Annotated in this window: 15 protein-coding genes and 1 pseudogene; 10 read left to right on the top strand and 6 right to left on the bottom strand. The window is 69.1% G+C overall.

Annotated elements, in window-relative coordinates:
* Window positions 1-3 precede the first annotated feature (3 nt).
* From EPA99_RS11730 to EPA99_RS11710, 5 genes are all read left to right on the top strand, one after another.
* The gene (locus EPA99_RS11730; RefSeq protein WP_129471404.1) at window positions 4-969 is read left to right on the top strand and encodes an SPOR domain-containing protein; all 966 of its coding nucleotides are present in this window, start codon (window positions 4-6) and stop codon (window positions 967-969) included.
* A gap of 115 nt (window positions 970-1084) precedes the next feature.
* On the top strand, window positions 1085-1846 hold the full coding sequence (locus tag EPA99_RS11725) for a CvpA family protein (RefSeq protein WP_129471403.1): 762 nt from the start codon (window positions 1085-1087) through the stop codon (window positions 1844-1846).
* A gap of 30 nt (window positions 1847-1876) precedes the next feature.
* Window positions 1877-3343: an amidophosphoribosyltransferase gene (gene purF, locus EPA99_RS11720; protein ID WP_129471402.1), complete on the top strand. Its 1467-nt coding sequence runs from the start codon at window positions 1877-1879 to the stop codon at window positions 3341-3343.
* Window positions 3344-3363: 20 nt separating this feature from the next.
* Complete coding sequence (locus EPA99_RS11715; protein WP_129471401.1) at window positions 3364-3852, top strand: T6SS immunity protein Tdi1 domain-containing protein; 489 nt, start codon at window positions 3364-3366, stop codon at window positions 3850-3852.
* On the top strand, window positions 3849-4691 hold the full coding sequence (locus EPA99_RS11710; RefSeq protein ID WP_129471400.1) for a ferritin-like domain-containing protein: 843 nt from the start codon (window positions 3849-3851) through the stop codon (window positions 4689-4691). Before EPA99_RS11715 ends, EPA99_RS11710 begins: the two co-directional genes overlap by 4 nt.
* Before the next feature lie 318 nt (window positions 4692-5009).
* Here the strand turns inward: EPA99_RS11710 and lpxH are convergent, their stop codons facing one another.
* A complete protein-coding gene (gene lpxH, locus EPA99_RS11705) occupies window positions 5010-5756 on the bottom strand; it encodes a UDP-2,3-diacylglucosamine diphosphatase (protein ID WP_129471399.1) in 747 nt (248 codons plus the stop codon).
* Between the two features lie 194 nt (window positions 5757-5950).
* On the bottom strand, window positions 5951-8032 hold the full coding sequence (locus tag EPA99_RS11700; RefSeq protein ID WP_129471398.1) for a TonB-dependent siderophore receptor: 2082 nt from the start codon (window positions 8030-8032) through the stop codon (window positions 5951-5953).
* 146 nt (window positions 8033-8178) lie between these two features.
* Between EPA99_RS11700 and gltX the strand changes: the two genes are divergently transcribed.
* From gltX to EPA99_RS11685, 3 genes are all read left to right on the top strand, one after another.
* Window positions 8179-9582: a glutamate--tRNA ligase gene (gltX, locus tag EPA99_RS11695; RefSeq protein ID WP_129471397.1), complete on the top strand. Its 1404-nt coding sequence runs from the start codon at window positions 8179-8181 to the stop codon at window positions 9580-9582.
* A gap of 17 nt (window positions 9583-9599) precedes the next feature.
* Window positions 9600-10103, top strand: coding sequence for a transcriptional repressor (locus EPA99_RS11690; protein WP_129471396.1), 504 nt, complete (start codon window positions 9600-9602; stop codon window positions 10101-10103).
* Between the two features lie 104 nt (window positions 10104-10207).
* Window positions 10208-10912 carry a hypothetical protein gene (locus EPA99_RS11685; RefSeq protein ID WP_129471395.1) on the top strand — a complete coding sequence of 235 codons (705 nt, stop codon included), beginning with the start codon at window positions 10208-10210 and terminating at the stop codon, window positions 10910-10912.
* 3 nt (window positions 10913-10915) lie between these two features.
* Here EPA99_RS11685 and EPA99_RS11680 read toward each other — a convergent pair whose 3' ends face one another.
* From EPA99_RS11680 to EPA99_RS11665, 4 genes and pseudogenes are all read right to left on the bottom strand, one after another.
* Window positions 10916-12145 (bottom strand): MFS transporter, encoded by a 1230-nt coding sequence (locus EPA99_RS11680; RefSeq protein ID WP_129471394.1) that lies wholly within the window; start codon window positions 12143-12145, stop codon window positions 10916-10918.
* A complete protein-coding gene (locus EPA99_RS11675) occupies window positions 12142-12588 on the bottom strand; it encodes a MarR family winged helix-turn-helix transcriptional regulator (RefSeq protein WP_129471393.1) in 447 nt (148 codons plus the stop codon). The genes EPA99_RS11680 and EPA99_RS11675 overlap by 4 nt, the downstream gene beginning before the upstream one ends.
* A gap of 266 nt (window positions 12589-12854) precedes the next feature.
* Window positions 12855-14789, bottom strand: a pseudogene (locus tag EPA99_RS11670) (TonB-dependent receptor); the annotation flags it as partial.
* Between the two features lie 258 nt (window positions 14790-15047).
* On the bottom strand, window positions 15048-17195 hold the full coding sequence (locus tag EPA99_RS11665; protein ID WP_241688364.1) for a TonB-dependent receptor: 2148 nt from the start codon (window positions 17193-17195) through the stop codon (window positions 15048-15050).
* A gap of 120 nt (window positions 17196-17315) precedes the next feature.
* Here EPA99_RS11665 and EPA99_RS11660 point away from each other — a divergent pair, with 120 nt between their 5' ends.
* A complete protein-coding gene (locus EPA99_RS11660) occupies window positions 17316-17720 on the top strand; it encodes a MerC domain-containing protein (protein WP_129471390.1) in 405 nt (134 codons plus the stop codon).
* Between the two features lie 39 nt (window positions 17721-17759).
* A complete protein-coding gene (locus tag EPA99_RS11655) occupies window positions 17760-18131 on the top strand; it encodes a 30S ribosomal protein THX (protein ID WP_277751645.1) in 372 nt (123 codons plus the stop codon).
* Window positions 18132-18581: the final 450 nt, after the last annotated feature.

The following is an 18581-nucleotide window of genomic DNA, read 5'->3' as shown; positions in this document are numbered from 1 at the left end:
TTGATGGACACCAAGCTGAAACAACGCCTGATCGGTGCCGTGGTGCTGATTGCACTGGCCGTGATCTTCCTGCCGATGCTGATCAAGGGACCTGCGCCCGACAGCGGTGTGTCCAACGTGTCTACCGACGTGCCGGCCGCGCCGGCTTCGGGCGAATACGAGACCCGCGAATTGCCGCTGGTGGCTCCGCCGGGCGCGGCGCCGCAGGGCGGTGCCACCGGCATGCCGGCGGCCACCACCGAGCGCAACCCTGATGCGGCCGACCTGGCCGAGCCGGCGCAGCAGGCCCAGGCCGCCAGCGAGCCCGCCCTGCCGGCCACCACCGCCGGTGGTAACTGGGCGGTCAGCTTTGGCGCCTACGCCAGCGCCCAGGACGCCGACGTGGTGGTCCAGCGCCTGCGCCAGGCCAATCTGCCGGGCTTCATCGCGCCGGACCAGATCAATGGCAAGCCGGCCTGGCGCGTGCGCGTGGGGCCGTATGCCGACCAGGCCCAGGCCGAGATCGTGCGCCTGAAGGCTGTGCAGGTCCGCAACGACGTCAACGCGCAGGTGATCGCGCTCAATGCCGATGCCCCGCCGCCGGCCGCCACGGCGGCCGCCAAGCCGGCCACCCCGCCGCCGGCGCCGAAGCCGGCGCCGACCGAAACCGCGCAGGCGCCCAAGCCGGCCAGTACGCCGGCCGCGACCAAGCCGGTGGAGGCACCCAAGCCGCCGCCTCCCCCGGCCGCCAGCGGCGTCGGATTCGCCGTGCAGTTGGCCGCCTACAGCCAGCAGGCCCAGGCCGATGCGCTGCGCGACAAGCTGCGCGGCGCGGGCTTCTCCGCCTTTTCCGAGCCGGTCCGCACCGACAAGGGCACGCTGATCCGGGTCAAGGCCGGCCCGGTGGCCGACCGCGCCGCGGCCGACGCGCTGAAGGCGCAGATCGCGGCCAAGCTGGGCATCAACGGCATGGTCCGGCCGCACCCCTGAGATGCCTGCTGTGTTCCCAGGGAGGGGATGAGATGGCCTACGACGCACCTGCCCGCATGTTGCTTCCGCTGCCATCGCCACATCGCGCGGTCGCCCCGGCCATGGGGGCGTGGGCATGATCGACCTGCTGCTGGGCGCGATCATCGGCATCTCGGCCCTGCTGGGCCTGCTGCGCGGCTTCGTCGGCATCGTGGTGGGCACCGCGTCCTGGCTGCTGGCCGGCTGGGCGTCCTTCCAGTTCGGCAACGACGCCGCCCGCTGGCTGGCCGATGGCCGCGCCCCGACCATGACCCAGTCCCTGGGCGGCTACGCCCTGGCCTTCGTGGTGGTGCTGGTGGTGGTGGGGCTGATCGGCTACGTCCTGCGCACCGCGGTGCAGGCCACCCGCCTGGGCGCGGCCGACCGGGCGCTAGGCCTGGGCCTGGGGCTGGTCCGGGGTGGGTTCCTGGCGGCGGTGCTGGTGGTGCTGATGAGCTTCACGCCGCTGACCCGGGAGGCGTCCTGGCAGCAGTCGCGGATCCTGCCGGTGATCGAGCCGGGCGCGGGCTGGATGCGCGCCCAGCTGCCGCGCTGGGAGGCGCCGAACATGAACCTTGACCAGATTCGCAAAGTGGACTTGGGCAAGCTGCCGCTGGCAGGCGATAATGCACGCCTGAACGACACACTCAAGGCATCGGGGCTTGAGGGCGACGGGTTGAAGCGACTGATGTCGCAGACGCTCGAACAGGTCCGGGAACACGGCGCGCTTTCCCCGCAGGGGACGCAGGCCGATCCGGCACTGCCCACCCCGATCGCGGATCCGGCGCAGGTGCGTCCGGGCCACCCCGATCCGGCACGGGTCGAGGGCAACGGCCAGGCAAGGCCTCCTTCCCAGTAGCAACAGCCCAGCCAGCGGAGAACGCGCCCCATGTGTGGCATCGTCGGTATTGTCGGAAACCAGAACGTCGCCGGTCAGCTCTATGACGGCCTGACCGTGCTGCAGCACCGCGGGCAGGATGCGGCGGGCATCGCCACGGCCAACGGCACCCGCCTGCGCGTGCAGAAGGCCAACGGCCTGGTGCGCGATGTGTTCGACGAAAAGCGCATGGCCGTGCTGGAGGGGCGGGTGGGCATCGCCCATTGCCGCTATCCGACCGCAGGGTCCGAGGGCATGGACGAGGCGCAGCCGTTCTATGTGAATTCGCCCTACGGCATCGCCCTGGCGCACAACGGCAACCTGACCAACACCGAGGCCCTGCGCAAGCAGGTGTTCGAGGCCGACCTGCGCAACATCAACACCGACTCGGACAGCGAGGTGCTGCTGAACGTGTTCGCCCACGAACTGGACGCGCAGCGCATGCTGACCCCGGAAGCGGCGATCCGCGCGGTGGCCGGCGTGCACCGCCGTTGCCGCGGCGGCTACGCGGTGGTCAGCGTGGTGCTGGGCCTGGGGCTGGTGGCCTTCCGCGACCCGCATGGCATCCGCCCGCTGGTGCTGGGCAAGCGCGAGAACGTGGATGGCGAGGAGTACATCGTCGCCTCCGAGTCCTCGGTGCTGGACATCCTGGGCTTTGCGCGCGTGCGCGATGTGCGCCCGGGCGAGGCGCTGGTGATCACCGCCCGCGGCGAGCTGTTCTCCGAGGTCTGCGCCACCAGCACCGACCATGCCCCGTGCATCTTCGAGTACGTCTACTTCGCCCGGCCCGATTCGATGATCGACAACGTGTCCGTGCACAAGGCGCGCATGCGCATGGGCATGAAGCTGGGCGAGAAGATCCTGCGCCTGCGCCCGGACCACGACATCGACACCATCATCCCGATCCCGGACACCTCGCGCGATGCGGCGCTGGAGATGTCCAACGTGCTGGGCGTGAAGTACCGCGAGGGCTTCGTCAAGAACCGCTACGTGGGCCGCACCTTCATCATGCCGGGGCAGGGCGAGCGGGTGAAATCGGTGCGCCGCAAGCTCAACCCGATCCACCTGGAGTTCCGCAACCGCGTGGTGCTGCTGGTGGACGATTCCATCGTGCGCGGCACGACCAGCCGACAGATCGTGCAGATGGCGCGCGATGCCGGCGCGCGCAAGGTCTACCTGGCCAGCGCCGCGCCGCCGGTGCGCTACCCCAACATCTACGGCATCGACATGCCCGCGGCCGAGGAACTGGTGGCGCACAACCGCAGCGAGCAGGAAATCCAGGAGTTCCTGGGCTGCGACTGGCTGGTGTACCAGGACCTGGAAGACCTGGAGAGCGCGGTGCGCGAGGGCAACCCGCACCTGACGCGCTTCGATTCGTCCTGCTTCAACGGCGAGTACATCACCGGCATCGAGCCGGGCTATTTCGAGCGCATCCAGGCCCTGCGCTCGGATGAAGCCAAGCACAAGCGCCGCGCCTGACGGACCGGGCCGCGCGGGCGATGACGATCACCCTGGAAGACCTGTGCGTAGCGTTGGACCAGGACCTGGACCGCGCCAGTTTGCTGGCGGACTGGGAATGGCTCACCGGGCCCGGCGCGCGGGTGCTGATGCTGGGCGTGGCCGGCGATGCCTTCGTGCAGCTGGGGCAAGGGCAGGACGTGTATTTCCTTGATTGCGTCGATGGCGTGCTGGAGAAGGTCGCCGACGACCTGGGTGAGTTCCTGCAGCGCCTGGGCGATGTCGATTTCGTCGCGCATTGCTTTCGCTACGACCTGGTGGCGCCGCTGTTGCGCGAGGGCGCGCGCCTGCCGGAGGGCAGCGTGTGGGCCTTCCGGGTCCCGCCGGTGCTGGGCGGGGCGCGTGACACCGCGGCGCTCGAGCCCACCGCCCTGGCCGACTATCTCTCGCTGAGCGGGCAGATCCATGCGCAGGTCGCCGCCCTGCCGCCGGGCGTGACCGTGGGCGATCTGTCCCTCGCGGTCGAATGACGCGCCTGGAGACGGCCGCGGGCGATGTGTTCTCCGCGGCCCGGCAGTGCCTGGACGCAGCCGATCCGCAGGACAAGGTGGCCCTGACCCAGCATTACGCCGCCGCGTTCGCACGCGGCGCGCTGTCGATCCCGGCACACGCGCCGGCGCCTGTGCCGATCGGCATGCCGGGCCGGCCAGCGCGCCCTGCGCTGGTGCACCCGCGCCATCTGCGCAAGCGCGGGCTGGGCAGCGTCGAGGGACGTGCTGCGTTCCTGCATGCCATCGCCCATATCGAACTCAATGCCATCGATCTGGCCTGGGATGCGGTCTATCGCTTTCGCGGCCTGCCTGATGCGTTCTATGCCGACTGGGTTGGTGTGGCGCGTGACGAGTCGCGACATTTCGCGTTGCTGCGCGGGCGCCTGCAGGCCTTTGGTTACGATTATGGCGACTTCGACGCGCATAACGGCCTGTGGGAGATGTGCGAGAAGACCGCCCACGACGGGCTGGCGCGCATGGCGCTGGTGCCGCGGGTGCTGGAAGCGCGCGGCCTGGATGTCACCCCGGGCATGATCGCCAAGCTGCGCGCGCTGGGCGACGATGAGACGGTGCGGATCCTGGAGCTGATCCTGCGCGAGGAAGTGCCGCACGTGGCCGCCGGCTCGCGCTGGTATCGCTGGTACTGCGCGCGCCAGGGCGTGGAGCCGCGCGCGACCTTCCTGCAGCTGCTGCGCGATTACGCCGGGCCTTACTTGCGTGGCCCGTTCAACGTGCAGGCGCGCCTGCTGGCGGGGTTCGAGCAGGAAGAGCTGGATGCGCTGGTGGCGCTGGAGCCGCCGCGCTTGCCGGGGAGCTAGTGCGAAGCGAGTGGGGCTGTCTGGTATCGACCTGGGAAGAACTGTTGGAACCTGGGGCCCAAAGCGCAAGTCGAGCGCGAATCGGTCCGACTGTGCGTGGGTCTTCTGTGGGAGGGGCTTCAGCCGCGAAGAAGCTTTCCCAAGAAAGCCTCTTCGCGGCTGAAGCCGCTCCCACAAAAGTCGGCTGCCACAGAGGTCGGCTGAGGAATGAAAGGTTTCAAGGCAGCCGACCCGCTCCCGCCTGCACAGGCGGCGCACACGCTTGCAAACACCCGGCAGCCGAACACGCGACGCCATGCAAGCTCCACACGCGGCCAGTCACGCCAGCGGCAGCACCTGCAGGTCATCGCCCTCGGCGGTCACGCGCAGCACCGAGCCTTGCTCGTACCAGTCGCCCAGCACGATGCGCCGGCAGGTACGGCCTTCGATCTGCAGCTCATGCACGGCGGGGCGGTGGGTGTGGCCGTGGATCATGGTATCGACGCCGTAGCGCACGAAGGTCGATTCGACTTCCTCCGGCGTCACGTCGGTGAGGGTCTCGTACTGCGCGCGGTCGCCGTCCTTCATGCCGCCCTGGTGCGCGGCGCTGGCCGCGCGCGCCTGCTTGGCGAAGCCGATGCGCACGGCCAGCGGCTGGGACAGCATCTGCTCCTGCCAGGCCGGGTTGCGCGTCTGCGCACGAAAGGCCTGGTAGGCCACGTCGCTGGTGCACAGCAGGTCGCCGTGCAGCACCAGCACCGGCTTGCCGTACAGGTCGATCACCGAGGGGTCGGGCAGGATGCGCATGCCGCAGCGGCGGGCGTAGTCCTCGCGCAGCAGGAAGTCGCGGTTGCCGCGGATGAAGAACACCGGCACGCCTGCGGTGGACACCGCGCGCAGGCCCTGGGCGACCTCGGTGGCCAGCTCGGAAGGGTCGTCATCGCCGACCCAGGCCTCGAACAGGTCGCCGATGATGTACAGCGCATCGGCGGTCATGGCCTCGCGCTGCAGGAATTCCAGGAACAGCGCGGTGGTCTGCGGACGCTCGGCGTCCAGGTGCAGGTCGGAGATGAAGAGCGTGGTCATCGGCGCATTCTAGCCGCTGTCCCAGGCTGGTCATGCTGGCGAGCTGTTTCCGTGTTGGGTCGGCGCAGCCCCTGCGGCGCCAGTCCGGCACCACAGGTTCAGCCGGTGCGCTGGCCGTCGTGCCGGCAAACGCTTTGCCTGCTTAAGCGGCATCGCCCTGCCGGAGGGCACGACGGCAACGGCGCACCGAGCGCTCAGTACCGGAAGCCCACCTTGAATAGCAGCGTGCGCGGGTCGCCCAACGCCACCGCGCGCTGCAAGCCACCGGCGAAGTAGTCCTTGTCCAGCAGGTTGCGCACGTTGAGCGCCGCGTCCCAGCGCCCCAGCCGATAGCCCACGCCGAAGTCGGCGGTGACATAGCCGGGCAGGGTGTAGCCATAGGTGTCGCGACGGCCCACCGCGCGCAGGCCGCCGCTGAGGCTCCAGCCATCGCCCTCGCGCGCCGGGGCGTAATGCAGCCACAGGTTGCCGCTGTGCAGCGGCACGTTGTTCAGGCGCTGGCCGACCGTGTTGGCGGGTTGGCCGCCATCGTCGGTGATCCGCGCGTCGGTATAGGCGTAGCCGGCGTTGACGCTCAGGCCGCTGCCGAGATCGGCGGTGAGGTTGAGCTCCCCGCCGCGGCTGCGCTGCTCGCCCACGGCGATGCTGTAACCGTCGTTGACCGGGTCGGACTGCAGCACGTTCTGGCGACGCAGGTCATAGACCGCGGCGGTCAGGCTGGCCAGGCCGCCGGCCAGGTCGAGCTTGATGCCGGCTTCCAGCTGGCGGCCCTGTTCGGGATCGAAGCCCTGGCCGGCGCTGTCGGTGCCGGTGTTGGGATAGAACGAGGTGGCATAGCTGACGTACGGGCGCACGCCGTCGGCGGCCTCGAACATCAGCGCCGCCGAGCCGGTGTTGGCGCTGTCGCGGCTGGCTTGGCGGGTGTCGGTCAGATGGTTCTCGGTGGCCACCTCGCTGCGATCGTGGCGCAGGCCCAGCAACAGCTGCCAGCGGCGGGCGATCTCGATCTGGTCGCGCAGGTACAGGCCGCCCGAGCGCACTTGGCTGAGGTTGTCGCGGCTGAAGTTGGCCGGGCAGACGATGCCGGTGTAGACCGGCGCATACACATCCAGCGTGCCGGCGCGGCAGGTGGCCTGCCTGGAGATTTCACGGGTGCGGAAGGCGTCCACACCGAGCGTCACGGTATGGCGCAGCGCCTCGGGGCCCAGCGTGCCGGACAGGTAAGTGTCCTGCACCAGGGTGTCGCCGCCCCAGACCTGATGTACCGCGCTGCGGCGCAGGGTGCGCAGGTTGGCGGCCATGCCGTTGTTGCTGACGAAGTCGCCGGTGATGTCGAAGTCCTGCCAGCGCAGTCCGTTGTGCAGGCGCCAGCCATTGTCGAAACGGTGATCGATCAGCGTGCCGATGCGGGTCTGCTCGCCGTCGTAGGGACGCTGCGTGGGCTCGCCGGTGAACAGGTCGCGGCGGATCTGGCCGTTCGGATTGGCCAGCACGCTGCCTTCCGATGGCAGCCCCTGCTGGCGCAGGTAGCGGCGCTGCTGGTGGCTGCCCAGCACGATAAGCTCGGTACGCTCGCCCAGCTGCAGCGATAGCGCCGGCGCGACCCAGCGCTCGCGGAAGGTGACGTGATCGGTGGGGTCCTCGCTGTTCATCGCCATCGCGTTGACGCGCAGCGCCGCGCGCGCACCCAGCGGCGTGTTGGCATCCACACCGGCCTGTCGCAGGCCGTAGCTGCCGGTGCGCAGCTCGCCGCTGACAAAGGCCCGATCCTGCGGGCGGCGGCTGACCATGTTCACCAGCCCACCCGGCAGCACCTGCCCGAACAGCAGCGAGGCCGGCCCCTTGAACACCTCCACGTCCTGCACGCCGAACATCTGCTCGGCCACGCGATTGGACGAGGCCGTGCGCAGGCCGTCCACGAACAGGGAATCGGACGCGACCTGGCCACGGATGATCAGATCGTCCCAGCCGCGGCGACCGAAGGCACCCGGGGTGACGCCGGCGGCATTGCCCAGGGCGTCGGCCAGGCTGCGGGTCTGCTGGCTGTCCAGCAGGGCGCGGGTCAGCACGGAGACGGAGAAGGGCAGGCGCTCGGGCGGCGTGTCCCCCTTGGAGGTGGAGGCCGCGCCACGTGGCAGGAAGCCGGCGGCCTGCTGGCCGGTCACCTTGACCGCGTCCAGGTCGATGGCTGGATCCTTGAGACGTTCTTCCGAGCCAAGGGCCGGGGAAGCCAGGCTGCAGAGGCAGACCAGCACGAGGGGCAAGCGGAAGGTCATGGGGCGTGGGGGGATGGTAGAAAGCTTGTCTAAGATAATGAGAATCGATATCAAATGCATCCCCTCGACGCACCGGAGAGGGCATCCAGGCGCCCGCGCACGCCCTCCGGTAAAATTCATCGTTTCCCGTCGTGCCCGAGCGCTTCATGACCTGCCGTACCCGCTTCGCCCCCAGTCCCACCGGCTACCTGCACATCGGCGGCGCGCGTACCGCGCTGTATTGCTGGTTGGAAGCGCGTCACCGCGGCGGCGAGTTCGTGCTGCGCATCGAGGACACCGACCGCGAGCGCAGTACCCAGGCCGCCATCGACGCGATCCTGGAGGCGATGGACTGGCTGGGCCTGGACTACGACCAGGGCCCGATCTACCAGACCGACCGCATCGCCCGCTACAGGGAAGTGGCCGAGCAGCTGATCGCCGATGGCAAGGCCTACTACGCCTACGAGACCAAGGAAGAGCTGGACGCCATGCGCGAGGCCGCCATGGCCAGGCAGGAAAAGCCGCGCTACAACGGCGCGGCGCGCGAGCTCGGCCTGCCGTACCGGGACGACCCCAACCGCGTGATCCGCTTCAAGAACCCGCTGGAAGGCACGGTGGTGTTCGACGACCTGATCAAGGGCCCCATCGAGATCGCCAACAGCGAGCTGGACGACATGGTGATGTTCCGTCCGGACGGCTATCCCACCTACAACTTCGCCGTGGTGGTGGACGACTGGGACATGGGCATCACCGAGGTCATCCGCGGCGATGACCACATCAACAACACCCCGCGCCAGATCAACCTCTATGAAGGCATCGGCGCGCCGGTGCCGAAGTTCGGCCATATGCCGATGATCCTGGACGAGCAGGGCGCCAAGCTGTCCAAGCGCACCGGTGCGGCCGACGTGATGCAGTACAAGGACGCCGGCTACCTGCCCGAGGCGCTGCTGAGCTATCTGGCGCGACTGGGGTGGTCGCACGGCGACCAGGAGATCTTCAGCCGCGACGAGCTGATCGCGCTGTTCGACGTGCGCAACTGCAACTCCAAGGCCTCGCGCCTGGACATGGCCAAGCTCGGCTGGGTCAACCAGCATTTCCTCAAGAGCGAGGGCGCCATGGCCATCGCCCCGGCCCTGGTCTACCAGCTGGAGAAGCTGGGCCTGGACGTGTCGGCAGGCCCGGCGCCGGCGGACGTGGTCATCGCCCTGCGCGAGCGCGTGCAGACCCTGAAGGAAATGGCCGAGAAGGCGGTGGTCTGGTACCGGCCGCTGGAGACCTACGACGAGGCGGCGGTGGCCAAGCACCTGAAGGCCGGGGCGCAGGCGCCGCTGGCCAAGGCGCGCGAGCTGCTCGCCGCGCTGCCGGAGTGGACGGTGGAGACCGTCTCTCAGGCGCTGCACGAGGTGGCCGCGGCGCTGGAACTGGGCATGGGCAAGGTGGCCCAGCCGCTGCGCGTGGCCATCACCGGCACCCAGGTCAGCCCGGATATCTCCCACACCGTTTATCTGGCCGGACAGGCGCAGGCCTTGAAACGCATCGATGCGGCGCTCACCAAGGTCATAGCGGCCTGATCGAACGGAGTCATTCCATGTCCAAGCACGTCCATGCCCACGCCGAGGCCTGCACCGATCCGCATCACCACGTCGACAGCGCCGAGGCCTTCGTGCGGGCGGTGGAGCGCGCCTGCACCGAGCGCGGCCTGCGGCTGACCCCGATCCGGCTGCGGGTGCTGCAGCTGATCGCTGACGCCGGCAAGCCGGTCAAGGCCTACGACCTGCTGGACATGGTGCGCCAGTCCAAGGGCGCCGGCGCCGACGCGCCGCCCACGGTGTATCGCGCGCTGGATTTCCTGATGGCCAATGGCTTCGTGCACAAGCTGGAGTCGGTCAACGCCTTCGTCGCCTGCCACCACCCCAACAGCGCGGCCCATTCGGTGCCGTTCCTGATCTGCGACCAGTGCCATAGCGCGGTGGAGCTGGAAGACCGCGAGGTGGTGGACCAGTTGGAGGCCCGCGCCAAGGCGCTGGGCTTCAAGCCGCAGGCGCAGACCCTGGAAGTGCACGGGCTGTGCGCGCGCTGCGCGGAAGGCTGAGGTCGCCGCCGCCCGCGCAGGGTGGGTCCCGGCCTTAGCGTGGCCGGCGGCGCTCGGCCGCCGCGTTGAGTGCGTCATTCCCGGAACGGATCGACGCCATGCGCATGAGTGCAGTCCGGTCGCACGACAACACCCCGTTCTACGTCGGGCTGGTGCTGCTGACGGCCGTGGTCGGTTTCTATCCCACGTACTTCTCGCGGCTGGCCGAAGCCGGGCTGCTGCGCCACCTGCACGGCGCGTTGGCGATGGCCTGGCTGTTGCTGCTGGTCACCCAGGGCCTGCTGGCGCGCAGCGGCCGCTTCGCCCTGCATCGCACCTTGGGCTGGGCCTCGCTGGTGCTGGTGCCGCTGTTCCTGGCCAGCGGGTTTGCGCTGTTGTGCGATTCGCTGGCCGGCGGCAATCCCTTCCAGAAAGCGTTCGCGCCGCGGCTGACCTTCGTCGACCTCATCGCGTTGGGGTATTTCGCCTTCTGCTATGCCATGGCCATCCGGCACCGCCGGCACCGGCCGCTGCATGCGCGCTACATGGCCTCCACCGCGGTGCTGGTGCTGCCGCCGGCGCTTGCGCGCGCATTGGGTTTCTTCATGCCCGGCATCGACTCCTTCGAGGCGGCCTTCCATGCCGCCATGGCGATCAGCGCGTTGGTGGTGGTGGTGCTGATCGTGCGCGACGGGCTCGAGGGGCGTGTGCGCCTGCCGTACCCGCTGCTGCTGGCCATCCTGCTGGTGCAGGACCTGGGCTTCATCCTGGTCGCCGATTGGGCGTCGTGGCAGGCGCTCTGCGCACGGATGGCAGCGCTCGCCGGCTGAAGCTCAGGCGCTCGCCGGCTGCACCGCGATGGCCCGCTCCCTGATCGGCAGGTTGGCCACCGCCGCGACCAGCGCCAGGGCCATGTCGGCGTACCACATCCACAGGTAGTTGCCCGAGCGCTCCAGCGCCAGCCCGCCCAGCCAGGCGCCGAAGAAGCCGCCGATCTGGTGCGAGAGCAGGGTCAGCCCGAACAGCGTGCCCAGGTAGCGCGGCCCGAAGCGCTTGCCGATGATGCCGGCCGTGGGCGGCACCGTGGCCAGCCAGGTGAAGCCCAGCGCGGCGGCGAACAGGTAGAAGGTGATCGGCGTCGGCGGCGAGGCCAGGTACAGCGCGATCAGGACCGCGCGGCTGGCGTACATGCCGGCCAGTACGTATTTCATTGGCATGCGCTGGCCGAGCGCGCCGGCGCTGAGGCTGCCGGCGACGTTGAACAGGCCGATCAGCGCGATCGAGGTGCCAGCCACCCCCGGCGACAGGCCGCATAGGGCGATCTCCCCGGGCAGGTGCGTGACCAGGAAGGCGATATGCACCCCGCAGGTGAAGAACCCCAGGTGCAGCAGCCAGTAGCTGCGGTCGCGCAGGGCGATGCGCAGCTGCGCGCGCAGGGTCAGGTGCGCGGCCTGGGCTGCCTGGGCGATGCCGGCGGCCGGGTCGCCGCGGCGCGGCTTCACCAGCGGCGCGATCAGCGGCAGGGTCAGCAGCGAGGCCGCGGCCAGGCCGAACATCGCCGTGGCCCAGCCGGCCATGCCGATGCCCAGGGTCACCAGCGGCGCGAACACGAACTGCCCCAGCGAGCCGCCGGCATTGATCACGCCCGAAGCGAAGGAGCGCTTCTCGGCGGGGATGTGCTGGGCGGTGGCGCCGATCAGGATGGAGAAGCTGCCGGCGCCGGCCCCGGCGGCGGCCATCACGCCCAGGGTGAGGATCAGCCCCCACTGGCTGCTGACGAAGGGCGTCAAGGCGCAGCCGAAGGCCATCAGCAGGCCACCCAGCACCAGCACGCGGGTGGGGCCGTGGCGGTCGGCGATGGCGCCGAAAACCGGCTGCACCGCGCCCCACATCAGCTGGCCGATGGCCAGGGCGAAGCTGATCGAGGCGATGCCGATGCCGGTACTGGCGGCGATGGGTTTGACGAACAGGCCGGTGGTCTGGCGCACGCCCATGGTCAGCAGCAGGATGCTGGAGGCCACCACCAGCAGCATCCATGGCGTGCGATTGGCCGAAGCGTTCATGCGGCCTCCCGCAGCGGACGCAGCGCTTCGTGCAGGGCATCCAGGGCCTGGTTGAGCTGCTGCATCGGCGCGGCGCCATACAGGGCGGCCATCTGCGCCTGCGCTCGCTGCCACAGCGGGATTGCCTGGGTAATGGCGCGTTCGCCCTTGGGCGTGAGCTTGATCAGCCGCTGGCGCGCATCCTCGCCGCGCGCCTCGCGCAGCAGGCCGTTGGCCAGCAGAGGCTTGAGGTTGCGGGTGAGCGTGCTGCGGTCCATGCCGGCGGCCTGCGCCAGCTCGCCCAGGGTGCGTGTGCCCTTCTGGGCCCGACGCAGGATGGAGTACTCATTGAGGCTCAGGCCGATGGCGGCCAGCTCACGGTCGTAGAGCTGCGAGGCCTGACGCGCGGCGCGGCGCAGGCGGAAGCAGGTGCACTGCGATTCCACGGCAGGGGGCGAGGGCATGGCAAGACATCCGGCGATGGTCGACCGGATATTGCATGCATATGCACGTATTTGAAAGCGGCCAATCACCCGACAGCTGGAACGCTGGGTGCATGCCCGCGGACAGGATTGATCCGGAGGCCGAAGGCGATCCATGACCTATCGAGGATCGGCCATCTCACTGCGGCACGGAACCTCACGCGCTGTGGACCGGCCAAGGGCCAACCGCACTGGCTCATCAGCCGTCCCCGCACTGGCGGGGACGGCCACTGTCGCGCCGGTCCGACTCAGAAGAACAGGCGAACGCCCACCGCGCCGTTGCGCCCCGGGAGCATCACGTCATCCTTCAGGAAGGAGGTATGCACGCGGGCGTCCTGGTTGGTGAGGTTGTTGCCGTCGATGAACATCTCCCACGCCGTGCTGCCGGCATCGACGTGGTAGGCCAGATGCGCATCGACGAAGGTGTAGCCATCGGTGGGCGTCTCGCCCACGGCCACGCGGTCCTGCTTCATCGTGCGCGTGGCGCCCAGCGAGGCGCGCCAGGCATCGCCATGCCAATGCAGCTGCGCACCGACACGGCCCGGCGCGATGCGCGGCAGGTCGCCGCCGTCCACCAGCCGCGCGCGCACCGTGTCGCCGAACAGGCGCACGTCCCAATCGCCGCCGCGCTCGCTCTGGAGCAGGTGGAAGGTGGCCTCGCCCTCGAAGCCGTGGAAGACCGCATCGGCCTGGCTCCACTGGCGGATCGGCAGGTACTCGTCTTCCTCGTCGAAATACCACTGGTTGCCGGTGTCCACCAGGTAGATGAAATCGTTGTAGCGGTTGTAGTACGCCGACACCTTGGCATCGACCCAGCGGTTGCGGTACTGCAGGCCCAGCTCGGCCTGGTTGGCCTGTTCCTTCTTCAAGGCATTGCCGCCGATCTCGTAGGACAGGGTGGCGATGTGCGGGCCATCGGCGAACAGTTCTTCCTCGGCTGGGGCGCGCTCGGCGTGGTCGACGTTGGCGGTCAGGCGCCATTGCGGGTTGATGCGCCAGCCGCCGCTGAGCGAGACGCTGAGCGGCTTGAAGTCAGGCGACAGGCCAGTGGCGGTGTCGTACTTCACCTGGTCCAGGCGCGCGCCGAAATCCGCGTCGAAGGCGCCCCAGGTGTTCTTGGCCACGGCGAACACGCCCACGGCCTGGGTGTCGGTGCGCGGCACGAAGGACTCCTCGCCCACGGCCTGGAATTGCGACTTGCCGCCCTGCACGCCGAAGGCGGTCTTCCAGCCATCGCCGAAGTCGAAGGTGGCTTCCACGCGGGCCTCGTTGGCGCGCTTGTCGAAGGTGGTGCCCGGTTCGTCGCCTTCCCACTCGACGTGGTTGTAGTCGGTGTGCGCGAAGCTGTAGCGCAGGCCGCTGCCTTCACCCCACGGGTCGTTGAGGCCGCCCTTGAGCTCGTAGCGGTCCTGCGCCATCTGCAGCCACACCCCGCGCTCGCCCTCAGCCGGATTGCCAGGCTCGCCCGGGTTGCCGTACTCGTCGCGGAAGCGCGAAACCGACACGCCTGTGAAGCCCCAGTCGCCGGACAGCGAGGCGCCGAAGCCGCCGTTCTTGGCATCGACGTAGGAGTTGCCCTGGCGCCCGCGCGGGGTGTCGTAATCGCCGTTGTCGCGATACACGCCATCGGCATGGATGGACAAGCCGCCGTTGCCGGCATCCAGGCGGAACATGTCGGTCTGGCCCTCGGTGTCGCCCACGTTCCAGCGGGCTTCGGCACGGCCGGTGGCGCCATCGACCGGCGTCTCGGCGATGCGGCCATCGACCACGTTGACCACCCCGCCGATGGCGCCGCTGCCGTAGAGCAGGGTGGAGGGGCCCTTGAGCACTTCGATCTGGTTGGCCAGGAACGGCTCAATGGCCGGCGAATGGTCCTGGCTGACGGTGGACACGTCCTGCGAGCTCAGGCCACCGGAGGTGATGGCCACGCGCGGTCCGTCCATGCCGCGAATGATCGGCCGGCCCACGCCGGGGCCGAAGTTGGAACTCTGCACGCCGGGCAGGGCGGCCACGGTCTCGCCCAGGCTGCCGGCACGCACCTCGTCCAGGCGCTCGCCCGAGAGCACCTCCACCGGACGGCTGAGCTCATCGGCGGTGCTGCCGAAGGGGTTGGCGGTCACCCGGACCGCATCCAGGTCCTGCGCGTGCACGCCGCTGGTCTGCGCGTCGTGGCGAGTGTCCTGCGCGTGCGCGCCGTAGGCGGTCAGCGACAGGCAGATCGCCAGGCACAGGGGCGAGGGAAAAACAGCTGCTGTTTTCATGGGGAGGTACCGACGGTAGTGAAAGGGACTTGCAATGGCGCGTGCCGGATCGGCGCCCGCCTGGTTTGAGCACGTTCTTATGGATGGAGCGCGCCAAAGTCCCTTTCAGCCCTGCGGTCGTCCTGCCTGCACCTGCCGGCGGCGCCATCCAGCGCCGCCGGCCGATGCACGGGTTGCAACTCAGAAGTACGCGCGGATCCCGAAGGCCACCGCACGCCCCGGCAGCGGCGCGTAATCGCGCAGCAGCGAGGTGTGCGGGCGGGCTTCCTGGTCGGTCAGATTGTTGCCGTCCAGAAAGAGTTCCCAGGCCCCGCCGCTGACATCCCAGCGATAGGCCAGGTGCGCGTCGACCAGGGTGTAGCCATCGCTGGGCGCCTCGTTGAGGGCCACATCGTCCTGCTTGTCGTAGCGCACCGCGCCGACCGAGGCGTTGAGCCCGCCGAAGGTCCAGGACACGTCCGCCCCCACGCGCAGCGGCGCGATGCGCGGCAGATTGCCGCTCTGGGCGATCTGGGTGGAGTAGGCATGGCTGTGGTCGCCATGCGGGACCTCGAAATCCACCGTGCGTGTGCCGCTGCCATCGAGCTTGGCGCGCACGTAGTCGCCGAACACGCGCAGGTCCCAGTCGCCGGCGCTGGCCGACTCGACCAGATGCAGCTTGGCCTCGGCTTCCACGCCGCGGAAGGTGGCGTCCTGCTGGTTCCACAGGCGCACCGGCAGCTCGTCCTCGCTCACGCCGGTGTCGGCCAGGTAAATGAAATCCTTGAAGCGGGTTTCATATAGCGCCAGCTTGAACTCGGTGCGCTCGGTGTGCGCATGCAGGCCGATCTCGGCACTGCGGCTCTTCTCGGTCTCCAGCCCGGCATCGCCGATCTCGATCGAGCGCGTGGCCACGTGCGCGCCGGCGGCGAACAGTTCCTCGTTGGTCGGGGCGCGTTCGGCGCTGTCCAGGCCCAGGCGCAGGTCGAAGGCCGGTGACAGCTTCCACACCGCGGCAGCGGACAGGCTGGTGGCGTCGAAGGTCTTCTTCGCGCGCGCATCCGGCTTCAGCCGCACCTGCTCGTGGCGTCCGCCCAGTTCCAGCGAGACCGGGCCGAAGTCGCGACGCTGCACCACGAACAGCCCGGCGCTGTCGGTGGAGGTGGAGGGCACGAAGGCCTCCTCGCCGACCGCAGCGAAATCGCTGCTGCCCACCTGCAGGCCAAAGGCGCCGTTCCAGCCGGCCAGCTCCTGCTGCACCGCTTCCAGGCGCGCCTCAAAGCCTTCGTTGTTGAAGCGCGTGCCAACCTGGCCGCCTTCCAGTTCCACATGCTCGTAGTCGGTGTAGGCGCCGCGCAGGTTGATGCTCTTGAGGAAGCTCACCGGCTCGTAGACGCCGGCCTTCAGGTCGACGCGGTTCTGCACCAGGTCCACGCGCACGCTTTCCTCGCCGTGCTCGTGTTCTTCCTCGTGGTCGTGACCTTCTTCTTCATGGCCGTGATCGTGGCCTTCGGCGTGCACGTGCGCGCCATCGGGGATGCCGTAGTTGCTGCGATAGGTGCTGGTGGCCAGGCCGAAGTAGGCCGTCTCGCCCAGCCAGGTCGCACCGACCGCGCCGGCGCGGGTCTTGATCGCGCTGTTGTTGAGGCGACCGCGCGGGCCGGTCTGCTCGGCATGTTCCTCGCCTTCGTGTTCCTCGTGGCCTTCCTCTTCATGGGCGTGGCCCTCCGGCGCGATGGCATAGCCGGGGATGTCGAAGTCGTCGGTGTTGCGCACCAGGCCGTCCAGGTGGATGACCCAGTTGCCGTTGACGCCGTCCAGGCGAAACATGCCGGTGCGCTCGTCGTTGACGGTATTGCCGCGCACTTCCGCGCGCCCGCTCAGCGGTTCTTGCGGCAGGGTGCGGGCGATGCGGCCGTCGACCACGTTGACCGCGCCACCGATGGCGCCGCTGCCGAACAGCAGGGTCGAGGGGCCCTTGAGCACCTCGATCTGGTCGGCCAGGAAGGGCTCGATGCTCACGGCGTGGTCGGCGCTTACGGTGGAGGCATCCAGCGCGGTGATGCCGCCGGACAGGACCTGCACGCGCGGGCCCTCCTGGCCGCGGATGATCGGGCGGCCAACGCCGGGACCGAAATTGGTGGTCTGCACGCCGGGCAGCTTGCTGACCGTTTCGCCCAGGGTGCCGGTCTTGACCCGGTTCAGGTCCTGGCCGTGGAGCACTTCCACCGGGGTGGCCTGGCTCTCGGCATCGCCCCCCAGGGGCGAGGCGGTCACGGTGACCGCATCCAGCTCATGCGCCTTCTGCGCCTGCGCGGCGACCGGCAGCAGGGCCAGGGAGAGGGCCACGGCGAGCGGGCGGAGGGAAAGGGTGGGGGTTTGTTGCACGTCCTTGGTATCCTAAGGGTCAGGAACCAAGATGTTATAATGTTCCAACTCGAGTGCAACCGTGCCGGAAGTGACAGGCTGATGAACCCTTTGCAGAGATGGATCGACCGTTTCGGCGCCGCCGGCTCGCTGCTGTGCGCGGTGCACTGCGCGGTGTTGCCGCTGCTGCTGGCGGTGTTGCCCTCGCTGGGCCTGTCCTCGCTGCTGGGCGAAGGCGTGGAGTGGGCCACGGTGGTGTTCGTCAGCGTGCTCGGCTTGTTCAGCCTGGTCTGGGGCTATCGGCAGCACCGCATCTTCCGCGCCTTGACCTTGCTGCTGACCGGTCTTGCCCTGCTGTGGGTGGGGCTGCTGTACCAGCCGCTACACCTGTCGACCGTCCCGCACGCGGTGGTGATGACCTTGGGGGGCACCCTGGTCGGCCTGGCGCATCTGGTGAACCTGCGCCTGAATCATTGGCACGTCCACGACGCCAGCTGCGCGCACTGAGCCGGCGGGCGGCTAGTCGCGGCGGTTCAGCACCAGGCGGTGTCCGGCGCGCGCTGCCCGGCAGCCGCGCATGCATTTGCAGCGCTGCCGGCCTTGCCGATCCGCCATCCGTACCATGCCACCCGCCGCCACGCTTCGGGCACGCCGGGCGCTGTGGTAGGCTTTGCGCCCTTCGCGCATCCGCGCCCGACCTGGGCTGGCTGGAGTTGCGCGGCAACATCAACTCAGGAGTATCCGAACATGGGCAAGGGTGACCGCAAGACCGCCAAGGGCAAGCGCTACAACGCCAGCTATGGCAATGCCCGTCTGAAGACCACGAGCGCCGCCGTCGCCGCGCCGGTGACCAAGAAGACCGTGGTCAAGTCCGCCGCCAAGAAGGCCGTGGCCAAGAAGGTCGCCAAGGCCGGCTGATCGCCGCCGCCAGCGCCTGCTGAAAAACGCGACCTCCGGGTCGCGTTTTTTTTTTGAGTCATCGCCGGCCCCCGGTTCCCTGGTCGGCATGCGCGCGGTCGTGGTGAGCAGACTTGGCTAGGCAGCGCGGATCTAAGCCGGGGATGGCTGCGTGGCTTGGTCAGCCAGGCATGGCTGACTCGCCGACGCAGGCCACCATGGGCTTGCTTTCCGCCATACCGACTCAGATCCAGGCCACGCGGCGTTGGATTTGGACGCTCTTGGACCGAAGCCTTTCAACCTGACGCGTGCAGCAGCGGTCCGGCGGCCGGTGGCCGCGGCAAGCGAGGCAGGAGCCGAGCGCACGAGTCGGGGCAGGATGCCCTGACCGAGGGAAGAGCGGCCACCGGCCGCCGGACTGCTGCCCCTCCGAAGTCATGACGCGCAGACTTCGAGCGAGCGATAAGCAGC

The sequence above is a fragment of the Pseudoxanthomonas composti genome, assembly GCF_004122095.1.
Taxonomy (GTDB): Bacteria; Pseudomonadota; Gammaproteobacteria; order Xanthomonadales; family Xanthomonadaceae; genus Pseudoxanthomonas_A; species Pseudoxanthomonas_A composti.
This window is presented reverse-complemented; position numbering and strand designations above follow the sequence as displayed.

Coding starts and splice junctions, on each gene's coding strand:
- EPA99_RS11680 (WP_129471394.1), bottom strand. CDS start 12,145: ATGAACGCTTCGGCCAATCGCACGCCATGGATGCTGCTGGTGGTGGCC.
- EPA99_RS11710 (WP_129471400.1), top strand. CDS start 3,849: ATGACGCGCCTGGAGACGGCCGCGGGCGATGTGTTCTCCGCGGCCCGG.
- EPA99_RS11700 (WP_129471398.1), bottom strand. CDS start 8,032: ATGACCTTCCGCTTGCCCCTCGTGCTGGTCTGCCTCTGCAGCCTGGCT.
- EPA99_RS11715 (WP_129471401.1), top strand. CDS start 3,364: ATGACGATCACCCTGGAAGACCTGTGCGTAGCGTTGGACCAGGACCTG.
- EPA99_RS11730 (WP_129471404.1), top strand. CDS start 4: ATGGACACCAAGCTGAAACAACGCCTGATCGGTGCCGTGGTGCTGATT.
- EPA99_RS11725 (WP_129471403.1), top strand. CDS start 1,085: ATGATCGACCTGCTGCTGGGCGCGATCATCGGCATCTCGGCCCTGCTG.
- gltX (WP_129471397.1), top strand. CDS start 8,179: ATGACCTGCCGTACCCGCTTCGCCCCCAGTCCCACCGGCTACCTGCAC.
- purF (WP_129471402.1), top strand. CDS start 1,877: ATGTGTGGCATCGTCGGTATTGTCGGAAACCAGAACGTCGCCGGTCAG.
- lpxH (WP_129471399.1), bottom strand. CDS start 5,756: ATGACCACGCTCTTCATCTCCGACCTGCACCTGGACGCCGAGCGTCCG.
- EPA99_RS11685 (WP_129471395.1), top strand. CDS start 10,208: ATGAGTGCAGTCCGGTCGCACGACAACACCCCGTTCTACGTCGGGCTG.
- EPA99_RS11675 (WP_129471393.1), bottom strand. CDS start 12,588: ATGCCCTCGCCCCCTGCCGTGGAATCGCAGTGCACCTGCTTCCGCCTG.
- EPA99_RS11690 (WP_129471396.1), top strand. CDS start 9,600: ATGTCCAAGCACGTCCATGCCCACGCCGAGGCCTGCACCGATCCGCAT.
- EPA99_RS11660 (WP_129471390.1), top strand. CDS start 17,316: ATGAACCCTTTGCAGAGATGGATCGACCGTTTCGGCGCCGCCGGCTCG.